We start from the raw sequence: 20604 nt of genomic DNA, 5'->3' as shown, positions 1-20604 counted from the left end.
TGCGCAATAGGCCTGCGTCATGACCCGTTTCGACAAGTCCCGCCTGCCAAGCCGCCACGTGTCGGTTGGCCCCGAACGCGCGCCGCATCGTTCCTATTACTACGCGATGGGCATCGACGAGGCGGATATCGCCAAGCCCTTCGTCGCGCTCGCCAGCGCCGGCAACAATTCGGCGCCGTGCAACACGACGCTCGACGCGCAGGCCGACGCGGCGCAGTCCGGCGTGGTGCAGGGCGGCGGCCTGCCGCGCCGCTTCAACACCATCACCGTCACCGATGGCATCGCCATGGGCCATCAGGGGATGAAGGCCAGCCTGGTCAGCCGCGAGGTGATCGCCGATTCGGTCGAACTCAGCGTCCGCGGCCATTGCTATGACGCGCTGGTCGGCTTCGCCGGCTGCGACAAGTCGCTGCCGGGCATGATGATGGCGATGCTGCGGCTCAACATCCCGTCGATCTTCGTCTACGGCGGCTCGATCCTGCCCGGCCGCTTCCAGAACCGCGACGTCACCGTCGTCGACGTGTTCGAGGTGGTCGGCAAATATGCCGCCGGCGCCTGTCCGTTGTCGGAGGTGCACGAACTCGAGAAGGTCGCCTGTCCCGGCCACGGCGCCTGTGGCGGCCAGTTCACCGCCAACACCATGGCCTGCGTCGGCGAGGCGATCGGGCTCAGCCTGCCGAACAGCAACATGACGCCGGCCCCCTATAGCAGCCGCGAACAGATCGCCGTCGCGGCCGGCGCGCAGGTGATGGAGCTGGTCGAGCGTCAGCTGCGCCCCCGCGACATCTGCACCCGCGCCGCCTTCGTCAACGCCGCGCGCGTCGTCGCCGCCACCGGCGGCTCGACCAACGCCGCGCTGCACCTGCCGGCGATGGCGAATGAGGCGGGCATCGACTTCGACCTGTTCGACGTCGCCGAGGCGTTCAAGTCGACTCCCTATATCGCCGATCTCAAGCCCGGCGGCCGCTATGTCGCCAAGGACATGTACGAGGCGGGCGGCGTCTACATGCTGATGAAGACGATGCTGGCGGGCGGTCTGCTCGACGGTGACTGTCTGACCGTCACCGGCAAGACGCTTGGGGAGAACATCGACCAAGTGACGTGGAATCCCGACCAGAAGGTGATCTACGACGTCAGGACCCCGATCACCCCGACCGGCGGTGTCGTCGGTCTGCGCGGCAGCCTCGCCCCGGACGGCGCGATCGTGAAGGTCGCCGGCATGCACCGCCTCCAGTTCGAAGGCCCGGCGCGCTGCTTCGATCGCGAAGAGGACGCCTTCGCCGCGGTCGAGGCGCGTGAGATCAGCGAGGGCGAGGTGATCGTCATCCGTTACGAAGGACCGAAGGGCGGACCCGGCATGCGCGAGATGCTGTCGACCACCGCCGCGCTCTACGGCCTCGGCATGGGTGAGAAGGTCGCGCTGATCACCGACGGCCGCTTCTCGGGCGGCACCCGCGGCTTCTGCATCGGCCACGTCGGCCCGGAGGCGGCGGAGGGTGGTCCGATCGCGCTGGTCGAGGATGGCGATACGATCCGCATCGATGCCGAGGCGGGGACGATCGATCTGCTCGTCGCCGACGACGTGCTCGCCGATCGCCGCGCGGCGTGGCGGCCGCGGATGAACGATTACCAGTCGGGCGCATTGTGGCGCTATGCCCAGAACGTCGGACCAGCCTGGCGCGGCGCCGTCACCCATCCGGGAGCGCGCGCCGAAACCCATGTCTTTGCGGACATCTGATGTCGTCGCGGCGGGCGGGCTGATCCTGCTCGCCGCCTGTTCGCGCGGCGACGACCGCACCGCCAATACCCAGGCGCTGGCCGGTTTCGAGGCACAGCAGCGCGCCGCGGCGGAGGATGACGGCCGCATCCTGTGCGCGCACGGCGATGCCGCATGGGCGCGCGCCTGTACCGTGGAGCAGACGCAGACGGCGGCGGGTCTGGTGCTGACCGTGCGCCATGCCGACGACGGGCGCTTCCATCGCCTGCTCGTGACCCACGATGGGCGCGGCGTGGTGGCCGCTGATGGCGCGCAGCCGGCGGCCGTCCGTGTCGTCGACAGCGGTATCGAGGTGACGATCGCCGGCGACCGCTACCGCCTGCCCGCGACCGTGCGGGGCCGCCCGTGATCCCGATCGAAGGCTGGCCGATCCTTGCCACTGACGAAATGCGGGCGGTGGAGGTGCGCCTGTTCGCGGGCGGGGTCACGGCCGACGCGCTGATGGCGAGGGCGGGGCAGGGGGTCGCGCTGGCGGTGCATCGCTTCGCCACCGCGGCCGAGGTGCTGGTCCTCTGCGGCACCGGCAACAACGGCGGCGACGGCTATGTCGCCGCGGCCGCACTGCGCCGCCTCGGGCACGCCGTCCGCGTCGCCGCTAGCGGTGAAGCGCGTACGGACGTCGCGACCCGCGCCCGCGCGCAGTGGCAGGGGCCGGTCGAACCGCTCGCAGATGCGGCACCGGCACCGATCGTCGTCGACGCCATCCTCGGCATCGGCGCGACGCGGCCACTGGTCGACGCGATCGACGCACCGCTCGCCCGTTTGCGTGCCGCGGCGAGGATGATGATCGCGGTCGATCTGCCCAGCGGGATGACGACCGACACCGGCGAACTGCCGCCCTGGCTCGGTGATGCCGCGGTCGACCTGACTCTCGCTCTCGGCGTGGTGAAGCCCGCGCATGTCCTGCAACCCGGCGCGCGCGGTTGCGGGACCGTCCGGCTGATTGACATCGGGCTCGCCATCGCGGAGCCGGCGGTGTCGGTCGCAGCCAGGCCGCACTTTCCCGACCCCGGCCCGGCCTCGCACAAATACAGCCGCGGCATGGCTGCGATTGTCACCGGCGGCATGGCCGGCGCCGCGCGGCTGGCGGGCGAGGCGGCATTGCGCGCCGGTGCCGGCTATGTCGCGCTCTACGGCGACGAAGGGCAGGGCGGCCCCGCCGCCATCGTCCATCGCCCCTTCGATCCCGCCGCGCTGCACGACCGTCGGATCGGGGCCATCGTCATCGGCCCCGGCCTCGGCCGTGACGATGCCGCCAGGGCCAGGGTCGCCGCGGTGCTTTCCGACCACGATCACCCGCTGCTGGTCGACGGCGACGCACTGCATCTCGTCACGCCCGCGGCGCTGCGCGCCCGTGGCGGCCGGATCGTGCTGACCCCGCACGCCGGCGAATTCGAGGCGCTGTTCGGCGACGGCGACGGAACAGCGATCGACCGTGCCCGCGACGCGGCGCGGCGATCGGGCGCGATCGTCGTGCTCAAGGGACCGACGACCATCGTTGCCTCGCCCGACCGTGCCGAGCTGCTGCCCGGCGGCAATCCGTGGCTGTCGACCGCGGGGACCGGGGACGTCCTTGCCGGCGCGATCGCCGCGCAGCTCGCGTCTCCGCACGCCGATCCCTTCGCCGCAGCGGTCGCCGGCGTTTGGCTGCACGCCCGCGCCGCGCGCCTGTGCGGGAAAAGCTTCATCGCCGATGACTTGGCAAGCGCGCTCACCGCCGCCAGAGCGGGCGCGTGACCGATACCGATACGATCCTGCGCGTCGCCGCCCGCGGCGATGGCATTACCGCCGACGGGCGCCATGCCGCCTTCGCCGCTCCCGGCGACCGCCTTGCCCCCGACGGAAGCGTCATCGCGGGGCCGCACCATCAGCAGCCGCCGTGCCGCCACTTCCCCGAATGCGGCGGCTGCCAGCTGCAGCATCTCGACGATGCCAGCTACGCGGCGTTCTGCACCGACCGCATCGTCTCGGCGCTCGACGCCCAGGGCCTTGCCGCGCCGATGCGCACGCCGGCATTGTCGCCGCCCAACACCCGACGGCGCGCGACGCTGCACGCCGAGGCCAAGGGCGGGCGTGTGCTGATCGGCTTCACCGCCGCCAAGAGCCATGCGATCGTCGACATCGTCGAATGCCATATTCTCGCGCCCGAGCTGTTCGCGCTGGTCGCGCCGCTCCGCGGCATGCTGCAGCGGCTCAAATTGCGCCGCCGCGCCGACATCCACCTGACGCTCGCCGACCAGGGCGTCGACCTGCTCGTCACCGGCCTCAGCGCGGACGGGCTCGCCGCGGCCGAGGCGATCACCCGCTTCTGCGAGACGCATCGCATCGCCCGCTTCGCGCTCGACGATGGTCTCGGTCCCGAGACGCGCTGGGAGCCACAGGGCGTGACGATCACGCTCGGCGGCGTGCCGGTGCCGCTGCCCCCAGCTGCCTTTCTGCAGGCGACGCGCGAGGGCGAGGCGACGCTGGTCGCCGCGATGCGCGAGGCGGTGGCGGGCGCGGCGACGGTCGCCGATCTGTTCGCCGGTCTCGGCACCTTCGCGCTTGCGCTGCCGGCCAAGGTCTATGCCGCCGAAGGGGCGCGCGACGCCCTGTTCGCGCTCAAGGCGGCCGCCGGCCGCGCCCAGCGGCCCGTCTTCGCCGAGCATCGCGATCTTTACCGCCGCCCGCTCACCGTCGCGGAGCTCGACCGCTTCGATGCGGTCGTCCTCGACCCGCCGCGCGCCGGCGCCCGCGACCAGGTCGAGGCGCTCGCCGCCTGCCAGGTGCCGGTGGTCGGCTATGTCTCGTGCAACCCGAGCAGCTTCGCGCGCGATGCCAAGGCAATGGTCGACAAGGACTGGCGGCTCGACTGGGTCCAGCCGGTCGGCCAGTTCCGCTGGTCGACGCATGTCGAACTGGCGGCGCGCTTCGTCCGCTGATCAGTCGGGGTAGACGGCGGCCACGAAGAACAGCCCGTCGGGCGGCGCGTTGAGGCCGAGCCGTGCCCGGTCGCGCGCCGCCAGCGCGATACCGACATCGTCGGGCGACCAGCGCCCCATGCCGACCAGGGCGAGGCAGCCGACCATCGAGCGCACCTGATGGTGCAGGAACGAGCGCGCCTCGGCGAACACCGTCACCCGTTCGCCCGCGCGCTGCACCTCCAGCCGGTCGAGCGTGCGCACCGGCGAATCCGCCTGGCAATGCGCGGAACGAAAGGTGGTGAAGTCATGCCGGCCGACCAATTGCTGCGCGCCGGCCTGCATCGCCGCCGCATCGAGCGGCTGCGGCACCTGCCACGCCAGTCCCGTCTCGACGGTCAGCGGCGCACGCCGGTTGACGATGCGATATTCGTAGGCGCGCCCCAGACAGGAGAAGCGCGCGTGCCAATCGTCGGCGACGACGTCGCAGGCGAGGATCGCCACCGGCGCCGGCCGCAGCAGCGCGTTCAGCGCCTCCATCAGCCGGAACGGCGCGATCGGCTTGGCGATGTCGACATGGGCGCGCATCCCCAGGCCGTGGACGCCCGCATCGGTCCGTCCGGCGCAATGCACCGCCGCCGCCTCGCCGGTAACCGCCAGCACCGCCGCCTCGATCGCGCCCTGCACGCTCGGGCCATGCGCCTGCCGTTGCCAGCCCATGAACGGCCGGCCGTCATATTCCACCGTCAGCGCGAACCGCGTCAAAGCGCGGTGTCCGTCGGGATCGGGAAGCCGCGCAGCATCTCCTCGGCGCTGGTCACGCCGCGGCCGGCACGCTGCACCAGCGTCGCCCGCACCGCGCCGTCGCCGCAGGCGATGGTCAGCCGATCGTCGACCGTCTCGCCCGCGCCGCCCGGGAAGGTGAACGGCAGCACGTCGCAGGCGAGCAGCTTGATCCGCTCGCCCCGCACCTCGAACCAAGCGCCGGGGGCGGGGTTCATCGCGCGCACCAGCCGCTCGACGGCGACCGCGCTCTGCGTGAAGTCGATCCGCGCCTCCGCCTTGTCGATCTTGGCGGCATAGGTGACGCCCTCGTCGGGCTGCGCGACCGCGGGATGCGCGTCGAGATCGCCGAGCACCTCGACCATCAACCGCGCGCCGAGCGCCGCCAGCTCGCCGGTCAGTTCGCCCGCGGTCTTGTGGTCCACCGCGACGCGGCCCGCGAGCCGCACCGGCCCGGTATCCAGCCCGGCCTCCATCTGCATGATGCCGACGCCGGTTTCCGTATCGCCCGCCAGGATCGCCCGCTGCACCGGCGCCGCTCCACGCCAGCGCGGCAGCAGCGAGCCGTGGACGTTGAGACAGCCATGCTTCGGCACCGCCAGCACCGCCCTGGGCAGGATCAGGCCATAGGCCGCGACCACCGCCACGTCGGGCGCCAGCGCCGCGAACGCCGCCTGCGCCTCGGTGCCCTTCAACGATACGGGCGTGCGCACCGGCACGCCCAGCGCCTCCGCCCGCTGCTGGATGGGGGAGGGGACGAGCTCGCGACCCCGTCGGCCGCCGGGGCGCGGCGGCTGGCTGTAGGCGGCGACGATCTGATGCCCCGCGGCGACCAGCGCCTCCAGCGTCGGCACCGCGAATTCGGGAGTTCCCATGAAGACGATCCGCATCGCGCACCTTCAACGCGCTGGCGGCGGGCGGCGCAACCCCCTATCTGTTCCCCATGGCGTCTCCCGAAATCGAAGCGCTCACCCAGGCGCTGGCGCGTCTGCCCGGCCTTGGTCCCCGTTCGGCCCGGCGCGCCGTGCTGCATCTGCTCAAGAAGCGCGAGGCCGCACTCGGTCCGCTGCGCGCCGCGCTGGAGGCGGTCGACGAGCGGCTGGAGACCTGCGCGACCTGCGGCAATGTCGACACCGCCAATCCTTGCGCGATCTGTGCGGACCCGCGCCGCGACCAGCGCTCGCTGTGCGTGGTCGAGGAGGTTGCCGACCTCTGGGCGCTGGAACGCTCGCGCCTGTTTCCGGGCCGCTTCCACGTGCTCGGTGGCCGCCTGTCGGCACTGGAGGGTGTCCGGCCGGAGGATCTGGCGATCGACGCGCTGGTCCGCCGGATCGAGGCGGGCGGTATCGACGAGGTGGTGCTGGCGATGAATGCGACGCTCGAAGGACAGACCACCGCCCATTACCTCGCCGACCGGATCGAGCGCTTTCCCGTCCGGGTCACGCAGCTCGCCCACGGCTTGCCCGTCGGTGGCGAACTCGACTATCTCGACGAGGGCACGCTGGCGCAGGCGCTGCGGGCCCGCCGCCCCGTAGCGTGATGCCGCCGGCTTGACGCCCCGCCCGCCGCGCCATAGCTGACCCGCCATGGCTGTCCTCCCCATCGTCGAAGTTCCCGATCCGCGCCTGCGCCTCGTCTCCAAGCCCGTCGCGGCGATCACCGACGAGACGCGCAGCCTCGTCGCGGACATGATCGACACCATGTACGACGCACACGGCATCGGCCTCGCCGCCATCCAGGTCGGCATCGACCAGCGCATCCTGGTCATCGACCTGCAGGAGGATGAGGACGAGGAGGGCAAGCCGATCCGCAAGCCGCATGCCTATATCAACCCGGAGATTCTCTCGCTGTCGGACGAGCTGTCGACCTACAACGAAGGCTGCCTGTCGATCCCGGAGCAATATGCCGAGGTCAAGCGCCCCGCCCGCTGTCGCGTGAAGTGGCAGGACGAAACCGGTGCGGCGCATGAGCAGGACCTCGACGGGCTGCTCGCCACCTGCATGCAGCATGAGATCGATCATCTGAACGGCGTGCTGTTCATCGACCATATCAGCCGCCTGAAGCGCGAAATGCTGATGAAGAAGCTCAACAAGGCGCGCCGCGCGGACTGAGGTTTCACATCAAAACCGTTGCCTGCCCTTGACGGCTCGAAAGACCGCGCCACGATAGTCCCCACATCGGGGGGTGGCATGAAGACGATCCGGGTTCAGGACGCGCCGGCGGCGGCGTGGGGAAATGTCGTCGGCATTCCGCCGCACATGACCGATTTCGTCGCGCGTATCGAGCGGCAAGCGCAGATGAATCCGCTCGCCTACCGCCGACGCGTGGCGATCGCAGGATTGCTGGGCTATGTGGTGATCGGCGGCCTGGTGCTAATCGCGCTAGGGCTTGCCGCCGCGTGCGTTGGCTTGATCATCTACGCACCGCAGGCGGTCGGTTTCGAGATCAAGCTACTCTTTGTATTCGGCATGCTGGCCGTCGGGATCGTACGGGCACTATGGGTTCGAGAGGAACCGCCCGAGGGCCACGCGGTGCATCCTGCGCAAACACCTGCGTTGTTCGCGCTGGTCGAGGAGGTTCGAGGGACGACCGGCGGCCCGGTCGTTCACGAGATACGGATTATCGACCGCCTTAACGCAGCGATCGTTCAATCGCCCCGCTGCTTCGGCCTCGGTAACCGCAACACGCTGTTCATCGGCGCCCCTCTTCTACAGGCGACCCAGGTTGACGAATGCCGAGCCATCATCGCGCACGAGATGGGCCATTTTATCGGCGCCCACGGTCGCTCCGCCGGCTTCGTCTACCGGGTGCGACGGCGTTGGTCCCAGATTGCGGAGAGGCTGTCCGACGGCGTGTTCGCTCGGCTGCTGAAACGCTTTTTCGATTGGTATGGCCCATGGTTCGCGTCCTACAGCTTCGTTCTCGCCCGACAGCAGGAGTATGAGGCCGACCGGATTGCGGCGAGCGCCGAGGGCAAGGAGGTTGCGGCGCGCGCGTTGCTCCGGGTGACCTGCCAGCATGCTCGGCACGAACAGGTCTGGCGCGCTGTCTGGGAGCAGGCTCACCTCAGGGCTGATCCGCCGACCTCACCGACAGCGATAAGCGGCTGCGCCATGGAAGGGCCGGACGATCAGGATCAGGTCGCAATCGATCGTGAACTCGAAAGCCTGCCCGGCCTCGGCGACACGCACCCCGGCCTCGCCTCGCGTCTGGCGGCCTTGGGTGTGGAGCCGTTCGTTCCGCGGCCGCTTGCAGGCGGCTCTGCATTCGACCTGCTGGGCGAAGCGCGAGTCGCCATTGCGAAGATGCTCGACGATGATTGGCATGCGGGCTGTGCCGCACACTGGGCGGAACGCTTTCGGGAGCGGCAGGACGCGATCAGCGAACGCGCCGCGCTGTCGGATTCTTTGGCTCGCGGCGAAATTGCCGATGACGGGCGCTTTCGACTGGCAGAACTGATCGAGCAAATCGATGGTCCCATTGCCGGCGCGACAGCGTTCCACGACGTCGCCAAGGTCGTGGCCGATCCTGATCCGGCTCTGTCGCGCCAGGGAATCGCTCTTCTCGATGCTGGACAAGACGCCGGCTTGCCGCTGCTCGAGCATGCGGCTGAGCGGTTTCCCGGCGTTGCCGATCGCCTGTACGACCATATCATCGCCTATTTGGAGGGGGCAGGCCGGCGCGAGGAAGCCAGTCGCTATCGCGCACTGCTTCGGCAGGCGCAGGACATTTCGGAGCAGCGCCGCATAGAGGCAGAAGGCATCGACGAGGCCGTTGAACTTCGGCCACTGACGGACGACGTGCATGCTGCCGCAGTGGCCTCCGTCGTGGGCGTTGACGGCGTTCGACGGCTTTACGTCGCATTGCGACACCTGCCCGTGGCAGGTACTGACCAACTGATCTGCGTCGTCCAGCCAGGCTCCGGGCGAAGCGGCCAGGAAGTCGTCGGCGACGTGCTGGCGCGACTGGCGCAAGTTTGCGACGTCTTGTGCATACAAGCTTCGCGCGACCGACGCTGGCTTGTCCGGCGACTCGAGGCGGTTGAGGGAAGCCGCCTCGTATGACGATCGGCATCGCTTCGCCCTACGCATACCAACTATTCCCTGTCCTACAGGCCTCGTTCGATCTATGTTCCTCCACGGGACGCCGTGTGCGTCGTTCAGGACTGTCGCGTGCAATGGTTGCACACCCGAACGGGTGAGACCTTTGGGACTTTTCGAGGGGTAAGGCGTGGAGCAGATCATCATCGTCGCCATTCTGGCGCTTGCCGCGGGCCTTCTTGTCGGCTGGCTGATCGCCGGGCGGCGCGCCGCTGGCCTGGCGGCCGAACTGGCGGTGGCGCGCAGCAAGGTCGCCGATGCGGAACTGGTCCGCCAGGCGCGCGACGCGGTCGAGCGGGAACGCAACGAGGCGATGCGCGAGGCGGCATCGCTGCGCGCGCAGACCGACGAGCGTGCCGGGCTTGCCGACCGGCTGCAGCGCGAGCTCGCCACGGTGCGCGCCGATCGCGACGCCGCCCGCGCCGAGATCGCGGCCTTGCGCGCGCAGGGCGAGGCGTTCGAAGCGCGGTTGGTCGAATTGCGCGAGGCAAAGGACGTCATGACGGCGCAGTTCGGCGAGGTCGCCAACCGCCTGCTGTCCGACGCGCAAAAGGCGTTCCTCGAGCGGGCCGAGGCGCGCTTCCGCCAGTCGGAGGAAAGCGCCGGCCAGAACCTCAAGGCGCTGTTGCAGCCGGTCAACGAGCGACTGTCGCGCTACGAGGAGGGGGTCGCCAAGGTCGAGGCAGAGCGCCGCGACGCCTTCGGCGACCTCAAGGGGCAGATCGAGCAGATGCGGCTGGGCCAGGAGCGCGTCTCCGGCGAGGCGGCGAAGCTGGTCAATGCATTGCGCAACGCGCCCAAGGCGCGCGGTCGCTGGGGCGAGCAGCAATTGCGCAACGTGCTGGAAAGCTGCGGCCTTTCCGAACACACCGATTTCGCGATGGAGGTCAGCGTCGCCGACGGCGAGGGCGGCCGGCTGCGCCCCGACGCCATCGTTCGCGTGCCGGGCGGCAAGTCGCTGATCATCGACGCCAAGGTGTCGCTCAACGCCTATCAGGACGCCTTCGGCGCGGTCGACGAGGCGGAGCGGCAGATCGGCCTCGCCGCCCACGCCCAGTCGATGCGCGTCCATGTGAACGGCCTCGGCAACAAGGCCTATTGGGCGCAGTTCGACGACGCGCCCGAATATGTCATCATGTTCGTTCCCGGCGAGCATTTCCTCTCGGCCGCGCTCGAGCACGACCCGACCTTGTGGGACTTCGCCTTCGACAAGCGCGTCCTTCTCGCCACCCCGACCAATCTGATTGCCATCGCCCGCACCGTCTCCGCGGTGTGGCGGCAGGAGAAGCTGGCGAGCCAGGCGCGCGAGATCGGTACGCTCGGCAAGGAATTGTACCAGCGGCTGGCGGTGATGGGCGGCCATGTCGCGCGGCTCGGCAAGAACCTCGACACCGCGATGGGCGCGTACAACGCCTTTGTCGGCAGCCTCGAAAGCCAAGTGCTGACCAGTGCCAAGCGGTTCGAATCGCTCAACATCGACACCGGCGGCAAGGCGATCGACGCGCTGCCGGTCGGCGAACAGAATGCCCGGCCGCTGACCAAGCTGGCGGCTGCGGTGGCCGAGGAGGTGTGAGGTGGCACGCGGCCGGATCATACGGCCGTCGCCATCTCGATGGCGCAGCAGCGGGATCGGGCGGCGTAGCGCCGGACTTCCCGTCGCCTCCACCCGTGCTGATGGCATCGACCGATGTGGCGCTGATCGGCGTGACCCCTGGCGATGCCCGACGGCTGAGCCGCGCGGCCGCCATAAACTTCGCTCAACGCGAAAAGGTCCCTGTGTCTCGGACATATTTGCACGCCCCGGCGTTGGACCGTCGAAACTGTCAGTATTTCTGACGGTTCGCGAAGGAGAGTGATGTGGGCGGCATGTATCGGGGCACGCTGGTCATGGATCAGGACGGGGTGATGGATGGGATGGTGGCGGGCGACGTGATCGTCCGGCGCGGCTGCCGCGTGCGGATCGCCGGCATGGTCAGCGGCGATCTGCACGTCGAACAGGGTGCCGAGGCGCATGTCTCCGGCATGATCGCCGGTCGTATCCATCAGGATGGCGGCCGGATTTTGGTCTCCGGTCTCGTCTGAGCGTCACCCGCGCTGCTGCGCGATCACCTCATAGGCCATTACCGCCGTCGCCACCGCGGCATTCAGGCTGTCGGCCTTGCCGAGCATGGGAATTTTGACCAGCAGGTCGCAGGCGGCGGCATAGTCCGCCGGCATGCCTTGCGCCTCGTTGCCGGTGAGCAGGAAGGTGGGAGCGGCATAGCGCGCCGCCCGGTAATCCTGGTCGGTGTCGAGGCTGAGGCCGACCAGTTGCCCCGGTCCCTGGCGCAGCCAGTCGAGGAAGGACTGCCAGTCGGTATGCACCACCGGTACCGTGAACAGCGCGCCCATGCTCGCCCGCACCGCCTCGACCGAGAAGGGGTCGACGCTCTCGCCGATCAGGATCAGCCCGCCCGCGCCCACCGCATCGCCGGTGCGCAGGATCGTACCGAGGTTGCCCGGATCGCGCAGCCGCTCGGCGACCAGCCAGATACCCGAACGGTCGCGCTCGAGATCGCCCAGGCCGACGTCGAATTCGTCGAACACCCCGACGACCGCCTGTGGATTGTCCTTGCCGGACAGCTTGGACAGGATGTCGGGGGTGGTCTGGATCGACTCACCGCCCGCCGCTTCGACCTCGACCGAAAGGGCATGGACGAGCGGATGGCCGGCGCTCTGCCCGGCATAGAACAGCAGCCGCGGGATACGCCCGGTCTCGCGCGCCTCGGTCAGGATGCGCAACCCCTCGGCGAGGAATTGGCGGGCGGCGCGGCGATGACGCTTGTCGCGCAGGTCGCGGACACGCTTGACGAGCGGATTGGAAAAGGCGGTGATCTCTCGCGGCATGCCGTCCCCTCCCGCATCCGCGGGCGGGTCTGCAAGCTCAATCTTCGCCGAACTTGGCTTCGACCAATTCGCACAGCGCTGACACCGCCTGATCGGCGCCGTCTCCCGCTGCGCTGATCGTGATGGTGTCGCCCATCGCCGCGCCCAGCATCATCAGGCCCATGATCGATGTGCCCGTGACGGCGCCGTCATCCTTGCGGACCTGCACTTCGCAGGGCTGCGTCGAAGCCAGCGTCACGAACTTGGCGCTGGCGCGCGCGTGGAGGCCGCGCTTGTTGGTGATCAGCACGGCCCGCTCCACCGCGCTCATGCGGCGGCCTCGCCGAGCACCTCGGAAGCGACCGAAATATATTTGCGCCCCGCCTCGCGCGCGGCGGCGACTGCCTCGACCACCTTCATCGAGCGACGCGCCGAGCCCAGGCGGATCAGCATCGGCAGGTTCATCCCCGCGATCACCTCCACCCGGCCTCGCTCCATCAGGGAGATGGCGAGATTCGACGGCGTGCCACCGAACAGATCGGTCAGCACGATCACGCCGCGACCGGCATCGACGGCGCCGATCGCCTCGGCGATGTCGGCCCGCCGCGTCTCCATGTCGTCGTCCGGACCGATGGAGATCGTCGCGATCCGCTCCTGCGGGCCAACGACATGGATCATCGCGGTCACGAACTCCTCGGCGAGCCGGCCGTGAGTCACCAGAACAAGGCCAATCATGTCAGACGTATTACTCATGCTGTGGCCGGCGGCCCCTCAAGCGAGTCCTGTGGCGCGGCGCCGAGGTCGCGATGCGCGATGGTGGGCGAAAAACCGTCTGCGCGCAACCGGCTTGCAAGTGTCGCGGCGACATGGACCGAGCGGTGTCTCCCTCCGGTACAGCCGATGGCGACCGTGACGTACGACTTGCCCTCGGCCCGGTAGCGCGGCAGCAGCAGCCGCAGCAGGCAGTGAATGCGGTCGACTGCCTCGGGATAGGCCGGGTCCGCGGCAACATAGGCGGCGACGTCGGCGTCGAGCCCGGTCCCCGGTCGCAGCGCCGGCACCCAATGCGGATTGCAGAGGAAGCGCATATCGAACACCAGGTCGGCGTTGCGAGGCAGCCCGCGCGCGAAGCCGAACGAGAGGATCGACAGAACCGGCGCGTCGGTACCCGATCGCGCGAATGTCTCGCGAATTTGCTGCGCGAGGGCGTGCGAGGACAGGTTGGTGGTGTCGATCAGCCGGTTCGACCATTCCCGCAGCGGCGCCAGCAATTCCCGCTCGCGGGCGATGCCGTCGCTTGCCGGGCGATCTGGAGCGAGCGGGTGCCGCCGCCGGGTCTCGGAATAGCGCCGCTCGAGCTCACCCCCCGCGCAGTCGAGGAACAGCATGCCGATGTCGAGCCCGTGCTCGTCGCGCAGCACCCGGATCCGCTCGACGATCCGCTCGGGCGCGAAATCGCGGGTCCGCGATCCGATGCCGATCGCCAGCGGCTGCCCGGCGTCGCCCGCGCCTTCGGTCAAGGGCGATTCGAGCAGTCGGTTGAGCAGGGTGAGAGGCAGATTATCGACCACCTCCCAGCCGATATCCTCCAGCGTCTTCAGCACGGTCGACTTGCCCGCGCCCGACATGCCGGTGACGAGCAGGATGTCCTTGCGATCGCTCATCGGTCCGCCTTCATGCCGGTGTCGCCTCGGGCTGGCGCAGGGCCCATTCGATCTTGATCGGCGTGGACGGGAAGGCCGCATCGAAGGCCAGCTCGCGGACCGCCACCCCGGCGATGCGTCGCACGCGCCGCTCGGGCATGCGCACCGGCTCGTCGCCCAGCCGAACGATCAGCGCCACCGGCGCCTCCGCGACATTCGGCAGCGTCAGGATGCCGACGCCGCGCACCTCGATCCGGCCACGGATCGTGTCCGGCGCGCGAGCGACGAGCATATCGCCGCGGCGTATCAGCACCGTGTAATCGTCGCTGACCAGCACCGCGCCTCGATCGATCAGGCGCAGGGCAAGGTCCGACTTGCCGACCCCCGAGGGCCCTTCCAGCACGACCGCGCGGCCGTCGATCGCGATCGTGGTCGCGTGCAAAGTTTCCGAGGAGAGCACCGCCATGGAGGGTATCGTTCGCCTTCAAAAGCCTTCGGCGCACGGCAATCGGACGACGAAGCGCGCGCCGCCCAGTCGATCCTCGCGCGATTCGACGGCGATCGTGCCCTGATGGCCTTCTACAATCGTTCGTGCAATGGCGAGGCCGAGGCCGGAGTGCTGGCCGAACGTCTCGCTTTCGGGCCGGATCGACTGGAAACGACGGAAGATCGCCTCGCGCGCTTCCTCGGGGACGCCGGGTCCCTCGTCCTCGACCTGCACGACCAGCATGTCGCCCTGTCGGCCGCCCCAGATCGCGACGATGCCGTCATCAGGCGAAAAGGACAGGGCATTGTCGATCAGATTGTCGAAGACCCGTTCCAGGCGCGCGCCTTCCCCCATCGTCACCATCGCACCGTCGCCGCGATCAAATACCAGCCGAATGTCGCGTTCGACGCCGCGGTCGTGACGTTGGGCGACCAGCGCCGTCAGCATCGCTGCGATGTCGACCGGCTCGAACTTGGCGCGACTGAGCTGCGCATCGAGGCGTGAGGCCTCGGAAATGTCGGTGATCAGCCGGTCGAGCCGGTGAACGTCATCGCGGACGATGGCCAGCAGACGGTCCTGCAGGTTCGGATCTTTGACGTGACCGAGGCCTTCGACGGCGGATCGCAGCGAGGCGAGGGGGTTCTTCAGCTCGTGCGTGACATCGGCGGCAAACGCCTCGGTCGCGTCGATGCGGGCGCGCAGTGCCAGACTCATGTCGGACAGGGCGCGCGCCAGGCTGCCGATCTCGTCGCGCCGCGACGGCAGTCTCGGCACCACCACTTCGCGTGCCCGGCCGAGTCGCACCCGTACCGCCGCCCGCGCCAGCCGGCGCAGCGGGCGCACGATCGTCCGGGCCAGGAACAGCGACAGCAGTACCGACACCATCGTCACCGTGGCCAGCACCAGGCTGAGTCGGAACCGCTCGATCCGAACCGTCTGGGTGATGTCGCGTGCGTTGGTGGTGGTCATCACCACCTGTCCACGCGGCAGCGGCGCAGCGGCGGTGATCACGGGCGTGCGGTCCGGCGCGCGCCAGACGGTGGTCGACACGACGTTGCGAGCGGTCGCCGCGACGTCCGGCCATTGGCGCCCGTCCTTGCGTTCGCGGTAGAGCGGCGCGCGCGCCGCGCCGACCACGGTGTCGATGCCGGCGTCGAGAAAGCGCGCCACCGCCTGGTTCCAGGGCTGCTTGTCGGGATCGAGCAGCACGAAGTTGCGGACGTCAAGGTCGCGTGTGTCGGCCACCGTATCGCCGTCGCCGTCGAACACTCGCACCCGGGCGCCGGTATCCTTCGCCAATCGCACCATCAGCGGATCGCGCTGCGCCGGCTCGACCATGGCCAGCGCTTCGGCAATCAGCTGTGCCTCGCGGCTCGCCTGTGCGACGCGACTGTCGACAATCCGGCTGCGGTAGGAGTCCAGATAGAAGAAGCCGCCAGCGAGGAGCAGCAGTGCCAGAATGTTGACCGCCAGGATGCGACGGGTGAGCGAAATGTCGCCCGACCAGCGAAGTGCGAGATCGCGACCTTCGCCGCCCTCACTCTTCGGAGAATCGGTATCCGGCGCCATATAATGTCTCGATTGCGTCGAATTCCGGATCGACGCCGCGGAACTTGCGGCGCAGACGCTTGATGTGGCTGTCGATGGTGCGGTCGTCGACATAGATGTCGTCGTGATAGGCCGCGTCCATCAGCTGGTTGCGCGTTTTGACGATGCCTGGGCGCTGCGCCAGCGTTTCAAGGATCAGGAACTCCGTAACGGTCAGGGTAACCGGCTCGCCGCCCCAGGTGGTGCGATGGCGCGCCGGGTCCATCGACAGCCGGCCGCGCTCCAGCGGCGCCGCGGCACCCACCGGTTCTTGCCCAGCGGGAGTCGTGACGGCATCCGTGCGCCGCAGGATCGCGCGAATCCGGGCGATCAGCAGGCGCTGGCTGAACGGCTTGGCGATATAGTCGTCCGCGCCCATCGCCAGGCCCAGCGCTTCGTCCAGCTCATCGTCCTTGCTGGTCAGGAAGATCACCGGAATCTGGCTGCGTTCCCGCAACCGACGCAGCAGTTCCAGCCCGTCCATTCGCGGCATTTTGATGTCGAAGATCGCCAGATCGGGCGGATTGTCGGTCAGCGCCTTCAGCGCCGTTTCGCCATCCGAATAGACGCGCGTCAGGAACCCCTCCGCCTGCAACGCGATCGAGACCGAGGTCAGGATGTTGCGGTCGTCGTCGACCAGCGCGATCGTCGCCGTCATGCCAAGGGGGCCCTGCCGCTCATGATCGCCAGCGGTAGGCGAAAGCGTGGCCCGGCTCAACCACATCGCACATGACGTTACGGCAGCCATGGGTTTGACGGCATCGCTTTTGCCGCCTAAGCGAGGGGTATAGCCGGCGCGGGTACTTTTCCTCCCCAGGACGCGCGCGTTGGCGGCTTTGTTGTGGGAGGATCTGTGTCTGTGAACGAGCGTATTCCGCATGCCGGCCTTGATCGCCAGGGGATTGAGACCCGGGCCGATCTTCATTGGAACATGGTCACCGCGCGACTGGTCGAGGCGGCGGTCGCCCGCAACGAAGGCAAGTTGAGCGCTGACGGGCCGCTGGTCGTCGAAACTGGCGCACATACCGGCCGGTCCGCCCAGGACAAGTTCATCGTCCGCGATGCCGAGACCGAGTCGACCGTCTGGTGGGGCAAGACCAACAAAGCGATGGCGCCGGAGGCCTTCGCCGCGCTCAAGGCCGACTTCCTCACCGCACTGCGTGACAAGGAAAATCTGTTCGTTCAGGACCTCTACGGCGGTTCCCAGCCGGAACACCGCGTCCGCGTCCGGGTGATCAACGAACTCGCCTGGCACAATCTGTTCATCCGGACGATGCTGGTTCGCCCCGAGGAGCATGAGCTGAAAGGCTTCGAACCCGAATATACGATCGTCGACCTGCCCAGCTTCCGAGCCGATCCGGCGCGCCATGGCTGCCGCAGCGAGACCGTGATCGCAGTCAACTTCTCCGAGAAGCTGATCCTGATCGGCGGCACCCGCTATGCCGGCGAGATGAAGAAGTCGGTGTTTGGGATCCTCAACTATCTGTTGCCGACCAGCGGCGTGATGCCGATGCATTGTTCGGCCAATATGGGCGCGGACGGCTCTACCGCTGTGTTCTTCGGGCTGTCCGGGACCGGCAAGACCACGCTCTCGGCTGATCCGCAGCGGACGCTGATCGGTGACGACGAGCATGGCTGGTCGGACACCGCGGTCTTCAACTTCGAAGGCGGCTGCTATGCGAAGATGATCCGGCTCTCCCCGGAGGCAGAGCCGGAGATCTTTGCGACCACCAAGCGATTCGGCACCGTGCTCGAGAACGTGGTGATGGATCCGGTCACGCGCCAGCTCGACCTCGACGACAACAGCCTCGCGGAGAACAGCCGCGGCGCCTATCCGATCGACTTCATCCCCAATGCGTCGGACGAGAACATGGGCGGCGTGCCCAAGAACATCGTGATGCTGACCGCGGACGCCTACGGCATCCTGCCGCCGATCGCCAAGCTGACGCCCGACCAGGCGATGTACCATTTCCTGTCGGGCTATACGGCGCGCGTCGCCGGCACGGAGATCGGCGTCACCGAGCCGGACGCCACCTTCTCGACCTGTTTCGGCGCCCCGTTCATGCCGCGGCACCCGTCGGTCTACGGCAATCTGCTGAAGGAGCGGATTGCCAAGGGCGGGGTCGATTGCTGGCTGGTCAACACCGGCTGGACCGGCGGCCAACATGGCGTCGGCCACCGCATGCCGATCAAGGCGACGCGCGCGCTGCTCAACGCCGCCCTCGACGGCTCGCTGAGGGACGCCGAGTTCCGCACCGATCCGAACTTCGGCTTCAAGGTGCCGGTCGCGGTGCCCGGCGTCGACGCGGCGATCCTCGACCCACGCGGCACCTGGACCGACAAGGCGGCCTATGACGCGGCCGCCGCCAAGCTGGTCGACCTGTTCGTCGAGAATTTTGCCCAGTTCGCTGAGCATGTCGACGATGGCGTGCGCCAAGCGGCACCGCGGACCACCGAAGCCGCCTGAAGCCTACCGCTGATCGTCACGCCGGCTCGACGGGCCGGGTGACGGTCAGCCGGCCGCGGCCGCGTCGGGATTCGTAAAGAAGCGGTCGATCACCTCGCGGGCGAGGCGTGCGGGCCGCAGCGTTTCCGCATCGAGGCAGCACCAGCTCGACTTGACCTCGGCGAGCACGTCCTCGCCGCGGCGGATCACCGTCTCGTAGAAGGCCCGCGCGCCCTGAACCTTTTCGAGCAGCACCGTCGCGATGACGTCATCCCCCAGGAAGGTCGGCTTGCGATAGGTGATCTCGTGCTTGAGCGCGACCCACAAATGTGTCGCCACCGCATCCGCCGGCGCAAGCTTCTGCCAATGGCTGACCACCGCCTCCTGCACCCATTTCAGGTAGCTGGCGTTGTTGACGTGACCCATGAAGTCGATGTCGGCGGGATCGACGCCGATCGGCACGTCGAAGGGGATGCTGTCGCTCACTGGTTCGTTATAGCAACGCAATCGCGGCTTGGCAGCGACAATCGGCCCGGCCGCCCCAATCAGTCGGCGATCCGCTCCACGATCACCACGCCGCCGTCCACCTGGGCGACGCGCAGCCGTTCACCTGCCGCCACAGCGACGCCGCGCGCCGGCCAGCTCCCGTCGCCGATCCGGACCCGACCGCCGTCGCGATCGATCGCCGTCTCGGCCACGACGATCTGGCCGATGAGGCGCGCCGCACGATCGTTGAGCTGCGGGTCGCTGGTCGCGACGGGATAGTCGCGGTACCAGCGCCGCCCGATCAGCACCGACACAGCGCTCCACACGGCAAAGGCGCCGATCTGCGCGGCCACCGGCAGACCGGGCAGAACGAACAGCGTCAGCCCGACCACCGCGGCAGCGACGGCGATGAACACCGCGAACACGCCGGGGATCAGCAACTCAGCGATACCAAGCGCCAGGGCGACGATCAGCCATGCGCCTGCCGCCCCGCCGATCGAGTCGAGGTTCACGGCTTGGGCAGCTCGAACGGCCCGCGGCGCGCCTCACCGGGCGCAGGGGAGGGCGTCGACTTGCCCAGTGCCTCCTTGGCGAGTTCGCCGATGCCGCCCAGCGTGCCGATCAGATTGGTCGCCTCCACCGGGAACAGGATCGTCTTGGCATTGGGACTGGTGGCGAATTTACCGACCGCTTCGACATATTTCTGCGCGACGAAATAATTGATCGCCTGCGTCCCGCCGGTGGCGATCGCGTCGGACACGACCTGCGTCGCCCTGGCTTCGGCTTCGGCGGCGCGCTCGCGGGCCTCGGCGTCGCGATAGGCCGACTCGCGGCGACCCTCCGCCTCCAGAATGCGGGCCTGCTTCTGGCCCTCGGCGCGCAGGATCTCCGACGCGCGCGTGCCCTCCGCCTCGAGGATGTTGGCGCGCTTCTCGCGTTCGGCCTTCATCTGGCGCCCCATCGCCGCGACGATATCGGCGGGCGGGCGGATGTCCTTGATCTCGACGCGGGTGATCTTCACGCCCCACGGCACCGTGGCATGATCGACTACCGACAGCAGCCGGGCGTTGATCTCGTCGCGCTTGGACAGCGTCTCGTCGAGGTCCATCGCGCCCATCACCGTGCGCAAATTGGTCGTCGTCAGCTGCAGCAGGGCGACATAGAGGTCCGACACCTCATAGGCCGCCTTGGGCGCGTCGAGCACTTGGAAGAAGACGACGCCGTCGGTCGAGACGATCGCATTGTCCTTGGTGATGATCTCCTGCCCCGGGATGTCGATCACCTGCTCCATCATGTTCACCTTGCGGCCGACACGATAGAAGAACGCCGGATAGAAGTTGAAGCCGGGGCTGGCGGTGCCGGTATACCGGCCGAAATGCTCGATCGTGTATTGATAGCCCTGTCGCACGATCTTGATGCTGCTCATCAGGTAGAACAAGACCAGCGCCAAAGCGAACGCTGCGATGGTAATCCCCATGTCGGCCCTCCCGGGCGAGCCGACTCCGCGTCGGTGCCCCACACCGCTATAGC

Annotated in this window: 22 protein-coding genes; 10 read left to right on the top strand and 12 right to left on the bottom strand. The window is 68.5% G+C overall.

Annotation, left to right across the window (positions count from 1 at the left end):
* Positions 1-19 precede the first annotated feature (19 nt).
* The 4 genes from ilvD to D9601_RS06125 are packed head-to-tail and all read left to right on the top strand — an operon-like array spanning position 20 to position 4698.
* On the top strand, positions 20-1738 hold the full coding sequence (gene ilvD, locus D9601_RS06140; RefSeq protein ID WP_198352970.1) for a dihydroxy-acid dehydratase: 1719 nt from the start codon (positions 20-22) through the stop codon (positions 1736-1738).
* Entirely contained in the window at positions 1725-2126 is a 402-nt protein-coding gene (locus D9601_RS06135; protein ID WP_232473832.1) for a hypothetical protein, read from the top strand. Before ilvD ends, D9601_RS06135 begins: the two co-directional genes overlap by 14 nt.
* Positions 2123-3514, top strand: coding sequence for an NAD(P)H-hydrate dehydratase (locus D9601_RS06130; RefSeq protein WP_198352968.1), 1392 nt, complete (start codon positions 2123-2125; stop codon positions 3512-3514). Before D9601_RS06135 ends, D9601_RS06130 begins: the two co-directional genes overlap by 4 nt.
* Entirely contained in the window at positions 3511-4698 is a 1188-nt protein-coding gene (locus D9601_RS06125) for a class I SAM-dependent RNA methyltransferase (protein ID WP_198352967.1), read from the top strand. The genes D9601_RS06130 and D9601_RS06125 overlap by 4 nt, the downstream gene beginning before the upstream one ends.
* Here the strand turns inward: D9601_RS06125 and truA are convergent, their stop codons facing one another.
* Positions 4699-5442 (bottom strand): tRNA pseudouridine(38-40) synthase TruA, encoded by a 744-nt coding sequence (gene truA, locus D9601_RS06120; RefSeq protein ID WP_198352966.1) that lies wholly within the window; start codon positions 5440-5442, stop codon positions 4699-4701.
* Positions 5439-6350 (bottom strand): methionyl-tRNA formyltransferase, encoded by a 912-nt coding sequence (gene fmt / locus D9601_RS06115; protein ID WP_198352965.1) that lies wholly within the window; start codon positions 6348-6350, stop codon positions 5439-5441. The genes truA and fmt overlap by 4 nt, the downstream gene beginning before the upstream one ends.
* Before the next feature lie 53 nt (positions 6351-6403).
* Here fmt and recR point away from each other — a divergent pair, with 53 nt between their 5' ends.
* From recR to D9601_RS06090, 5 genes are all read left to right on the top strand, one after another.
* Complete coding sequence (gene recR / locus D9601_RS06110; RefSeq protein WP_198352964.1) at positions 6404-7000, top strand: recombination mediator RecR; 597 nt, start codon at positions 6404-6406, stop codon at positions 6998-7000.
* A 46-nt stretch (positions 7001-7046) separates the two neighbouring features.
* A complete protein-coding gene (gene def / locus D9601_RS06105; protein ID WP_198352963.1) occupies positions 7047-7571 on the top strand; it encodes a peptide deformylase in 525 nt (174 codons plus the stop codon).
* A 78-nt stretch (positions 7572-7649) separates the two neighbouring features.
* A complete protein-coding gene (locus D9601_RS06100; RefSeq protein ID WP_198352962.1) occupies positions 7650-9524 on the top strand; it encodes a M48 family metallopeptidase in 1875 nt (624 codons plus the stop codon).
* A gap of 166 nt (positions 9525-9690) precedes the next feature.
* A complete protein-coding gene (rmuC, locus tag D9601_RS06095) occupies positions 9691-11133 on the top strand; it encodes a DNA recombination protein RmuC (protein WP_198352961.1) in 1443 nt (480 codons plus the stop codon).
* Positions 11134-11426: 293 nt separating this feature from the next.
* Positions 11427-11642 carry a hypothetical protein gene (locus D9601_RS06090; RefSeq protein ID WP_232473981.1) on the top strand — a complete coding sequence of 72 codons (216 nt, stop codon included), beginning with the start codon at positions 11427-11429 and terminating at the stop codon, positions 11640-11642.
* 3 nt (positions 11643-11645) lie between these two features.
* On the opposite strand, the gene D9601_RS06085 is transcribed toward D9601_RS06090, so the two are convergent.
* Genes D9601_RS06085 through D9601_RS06055 form a run of 7 tightly spaced genes read right to left on the bottom strand, consistent with a single transcriptional unit; the run spans position 11646 to position 16800 of the window.
* Positions 11646-12446: a TrmH family RNA methyltransferase gene (locus D9601_RS06085; RefSeq protein WP_198352959.1), complete on the bottom strand. Its 801-nt coding sequence runs from the start codon at positions 12444-12446 to the stop codon at positions 11646-11648.
* Positions 12447-12483: 37 nt separating this feature from the next.
* Positions 12484-12756: an HPr family phosphocarrier protein gene (locus tag D9601_RS06080; RefSeq protein ID WP_198352958.1), complete on the bottom strand. Its 273-nt coding sequence runs from the start codon at positions 12754-12756 to the stop codon at positions 12484-12486.
* Complete coding sequence (locus D9601_RS06075) at positions 12753-13160, bottom strand: PTS sugar transporter subunit IIA (RefSeq protein ID WP_198353416.1); 408 nt, start codon at positions 13158-13160, stop codon at positions 12753-12755. Before D9601_RS06075 ends, D9601_RS06080 begins: the two co-directional genes overlap by 4 nt.
* 14 nt (positions 13161-13174) lie before the next feature.
* Complete coding sequence (rapZ, locus tag D9601_RS06070) at positions 13175-14089, bottom strand: RNase adapter RapZ (RefSeq protein WP_198352957.1); 915 nt, start codon at positions 14087-14089, stop codon at positions 13175-13177.
* 10 nt (positions 14090-14099) lie between these two features.
* On the bottom strand, positions 14100-14534 hold the full coding sequence (locus tag D9601_RS06065; protein ID WP_198352956.1) for an HPr kinase/phosphorylase: 435 nt from the start codon (positions 14532-14534) through the stop codon (positions 14100-14102).
* A gap of 18 nt (positions 14535-14552) precedes the next feature.
* Entirely contained in the window at positions 14553-16124 is a 1572-nt protein-coding gene (locus tag D9601_RS06060) for a sensor histidine kinase (protein ID WP_198352955.1), read from the bottom strand.
* Positions 16093-16800 carry a response regulator transcription factor gene (locus D9601_RS06055; protein ID WP_198353415.1) on the bottom strand — a complete coding sequence of 236 codons (708 nt, stop codon included), beginning with the start codon at positions 16798-16800 and terminating at the stop codon, positions 16093-16095. The genes D9601_RS06060 and D9601_RS06055 overlap by 32 nt, the downstream gene beginning before the upstream one ends.
* A gap of 201 nt (positions 16801-17001) precedes the next feature.
* Here D9601_RS06055 and D9601_RS06050 point away from each other — a divergent pair, with 201 nt between their 5' ends.
* A complete protein-coding gene (locus D9601_RS06050) occupies positions 17002-18609 on the top strand; it encodes a phosphoenolpyruvate carboxykinase (RefSeq protein ID WP_198352954.1) in 1608 nt (535 codons plus the stop codon).
* 45 nt (positions 18610-18654) lie between these two features.
* Here the strand turns inward: D9601_RS06050 and D9601_RS06045 are convergent, their stop codons facing one another.
* From D9601_RS06045 to D9601_RS06035, 3 genes are read right to left on the bottom strand one after another with little or no spacing between them, the layout of a single operon-like run.
* Positions 18655-19074, bottom strand: coding sequence for an acyl-CoA thioesterase (locus D9601_RS06045; protein ID WP_198352953.1), 420 nt, complete (start codon positions 19072-19074; stop codon positions 18655-18657).
* 59 nt (positions 19075-19133) lie between these two features.
* Positions 19134-19586 (bottom strand): NfeD family protein, encoded by a 453-nt coding sequence (locus tag D9601_RS06040; RefSeq protein WP_198352952.1) that lies wholly within the window; start codon positions 19584-19586, stop codon positions 19134-19136.
* Positions 19583-20551: an SPFH domain-containing protein gene (locus D9601_RS06035; protein ID WP_198352951.1), complete on the bottom strand. Its 969-nt coding sequence runs from the start codon at positions 20549-20551 to the stop codon at positions 19583-19585. The genes D9601_RS06040 and D9601_RS06035 overlap by 4 nt, the downstream gene beginning before the upstream one ends.
* Positions 20552-20604 lie beyond the last annotated feature (53 nt).

Origin of the sequence: Sphingomonas sp. MA1305, assembly GCF_016107325.1 — a bacterium.
GTDB lineage: Bacteria > Pseudomonadota > Alphaproteobacteria > Sphingomonadales > Sphingomonadaceae > Sphingomonas.
The sequence above is the reverse complement of the archived record's forward strand: the minus strand, read 5'-3'. Positions and strand labels throughout refer to the sequence as shown.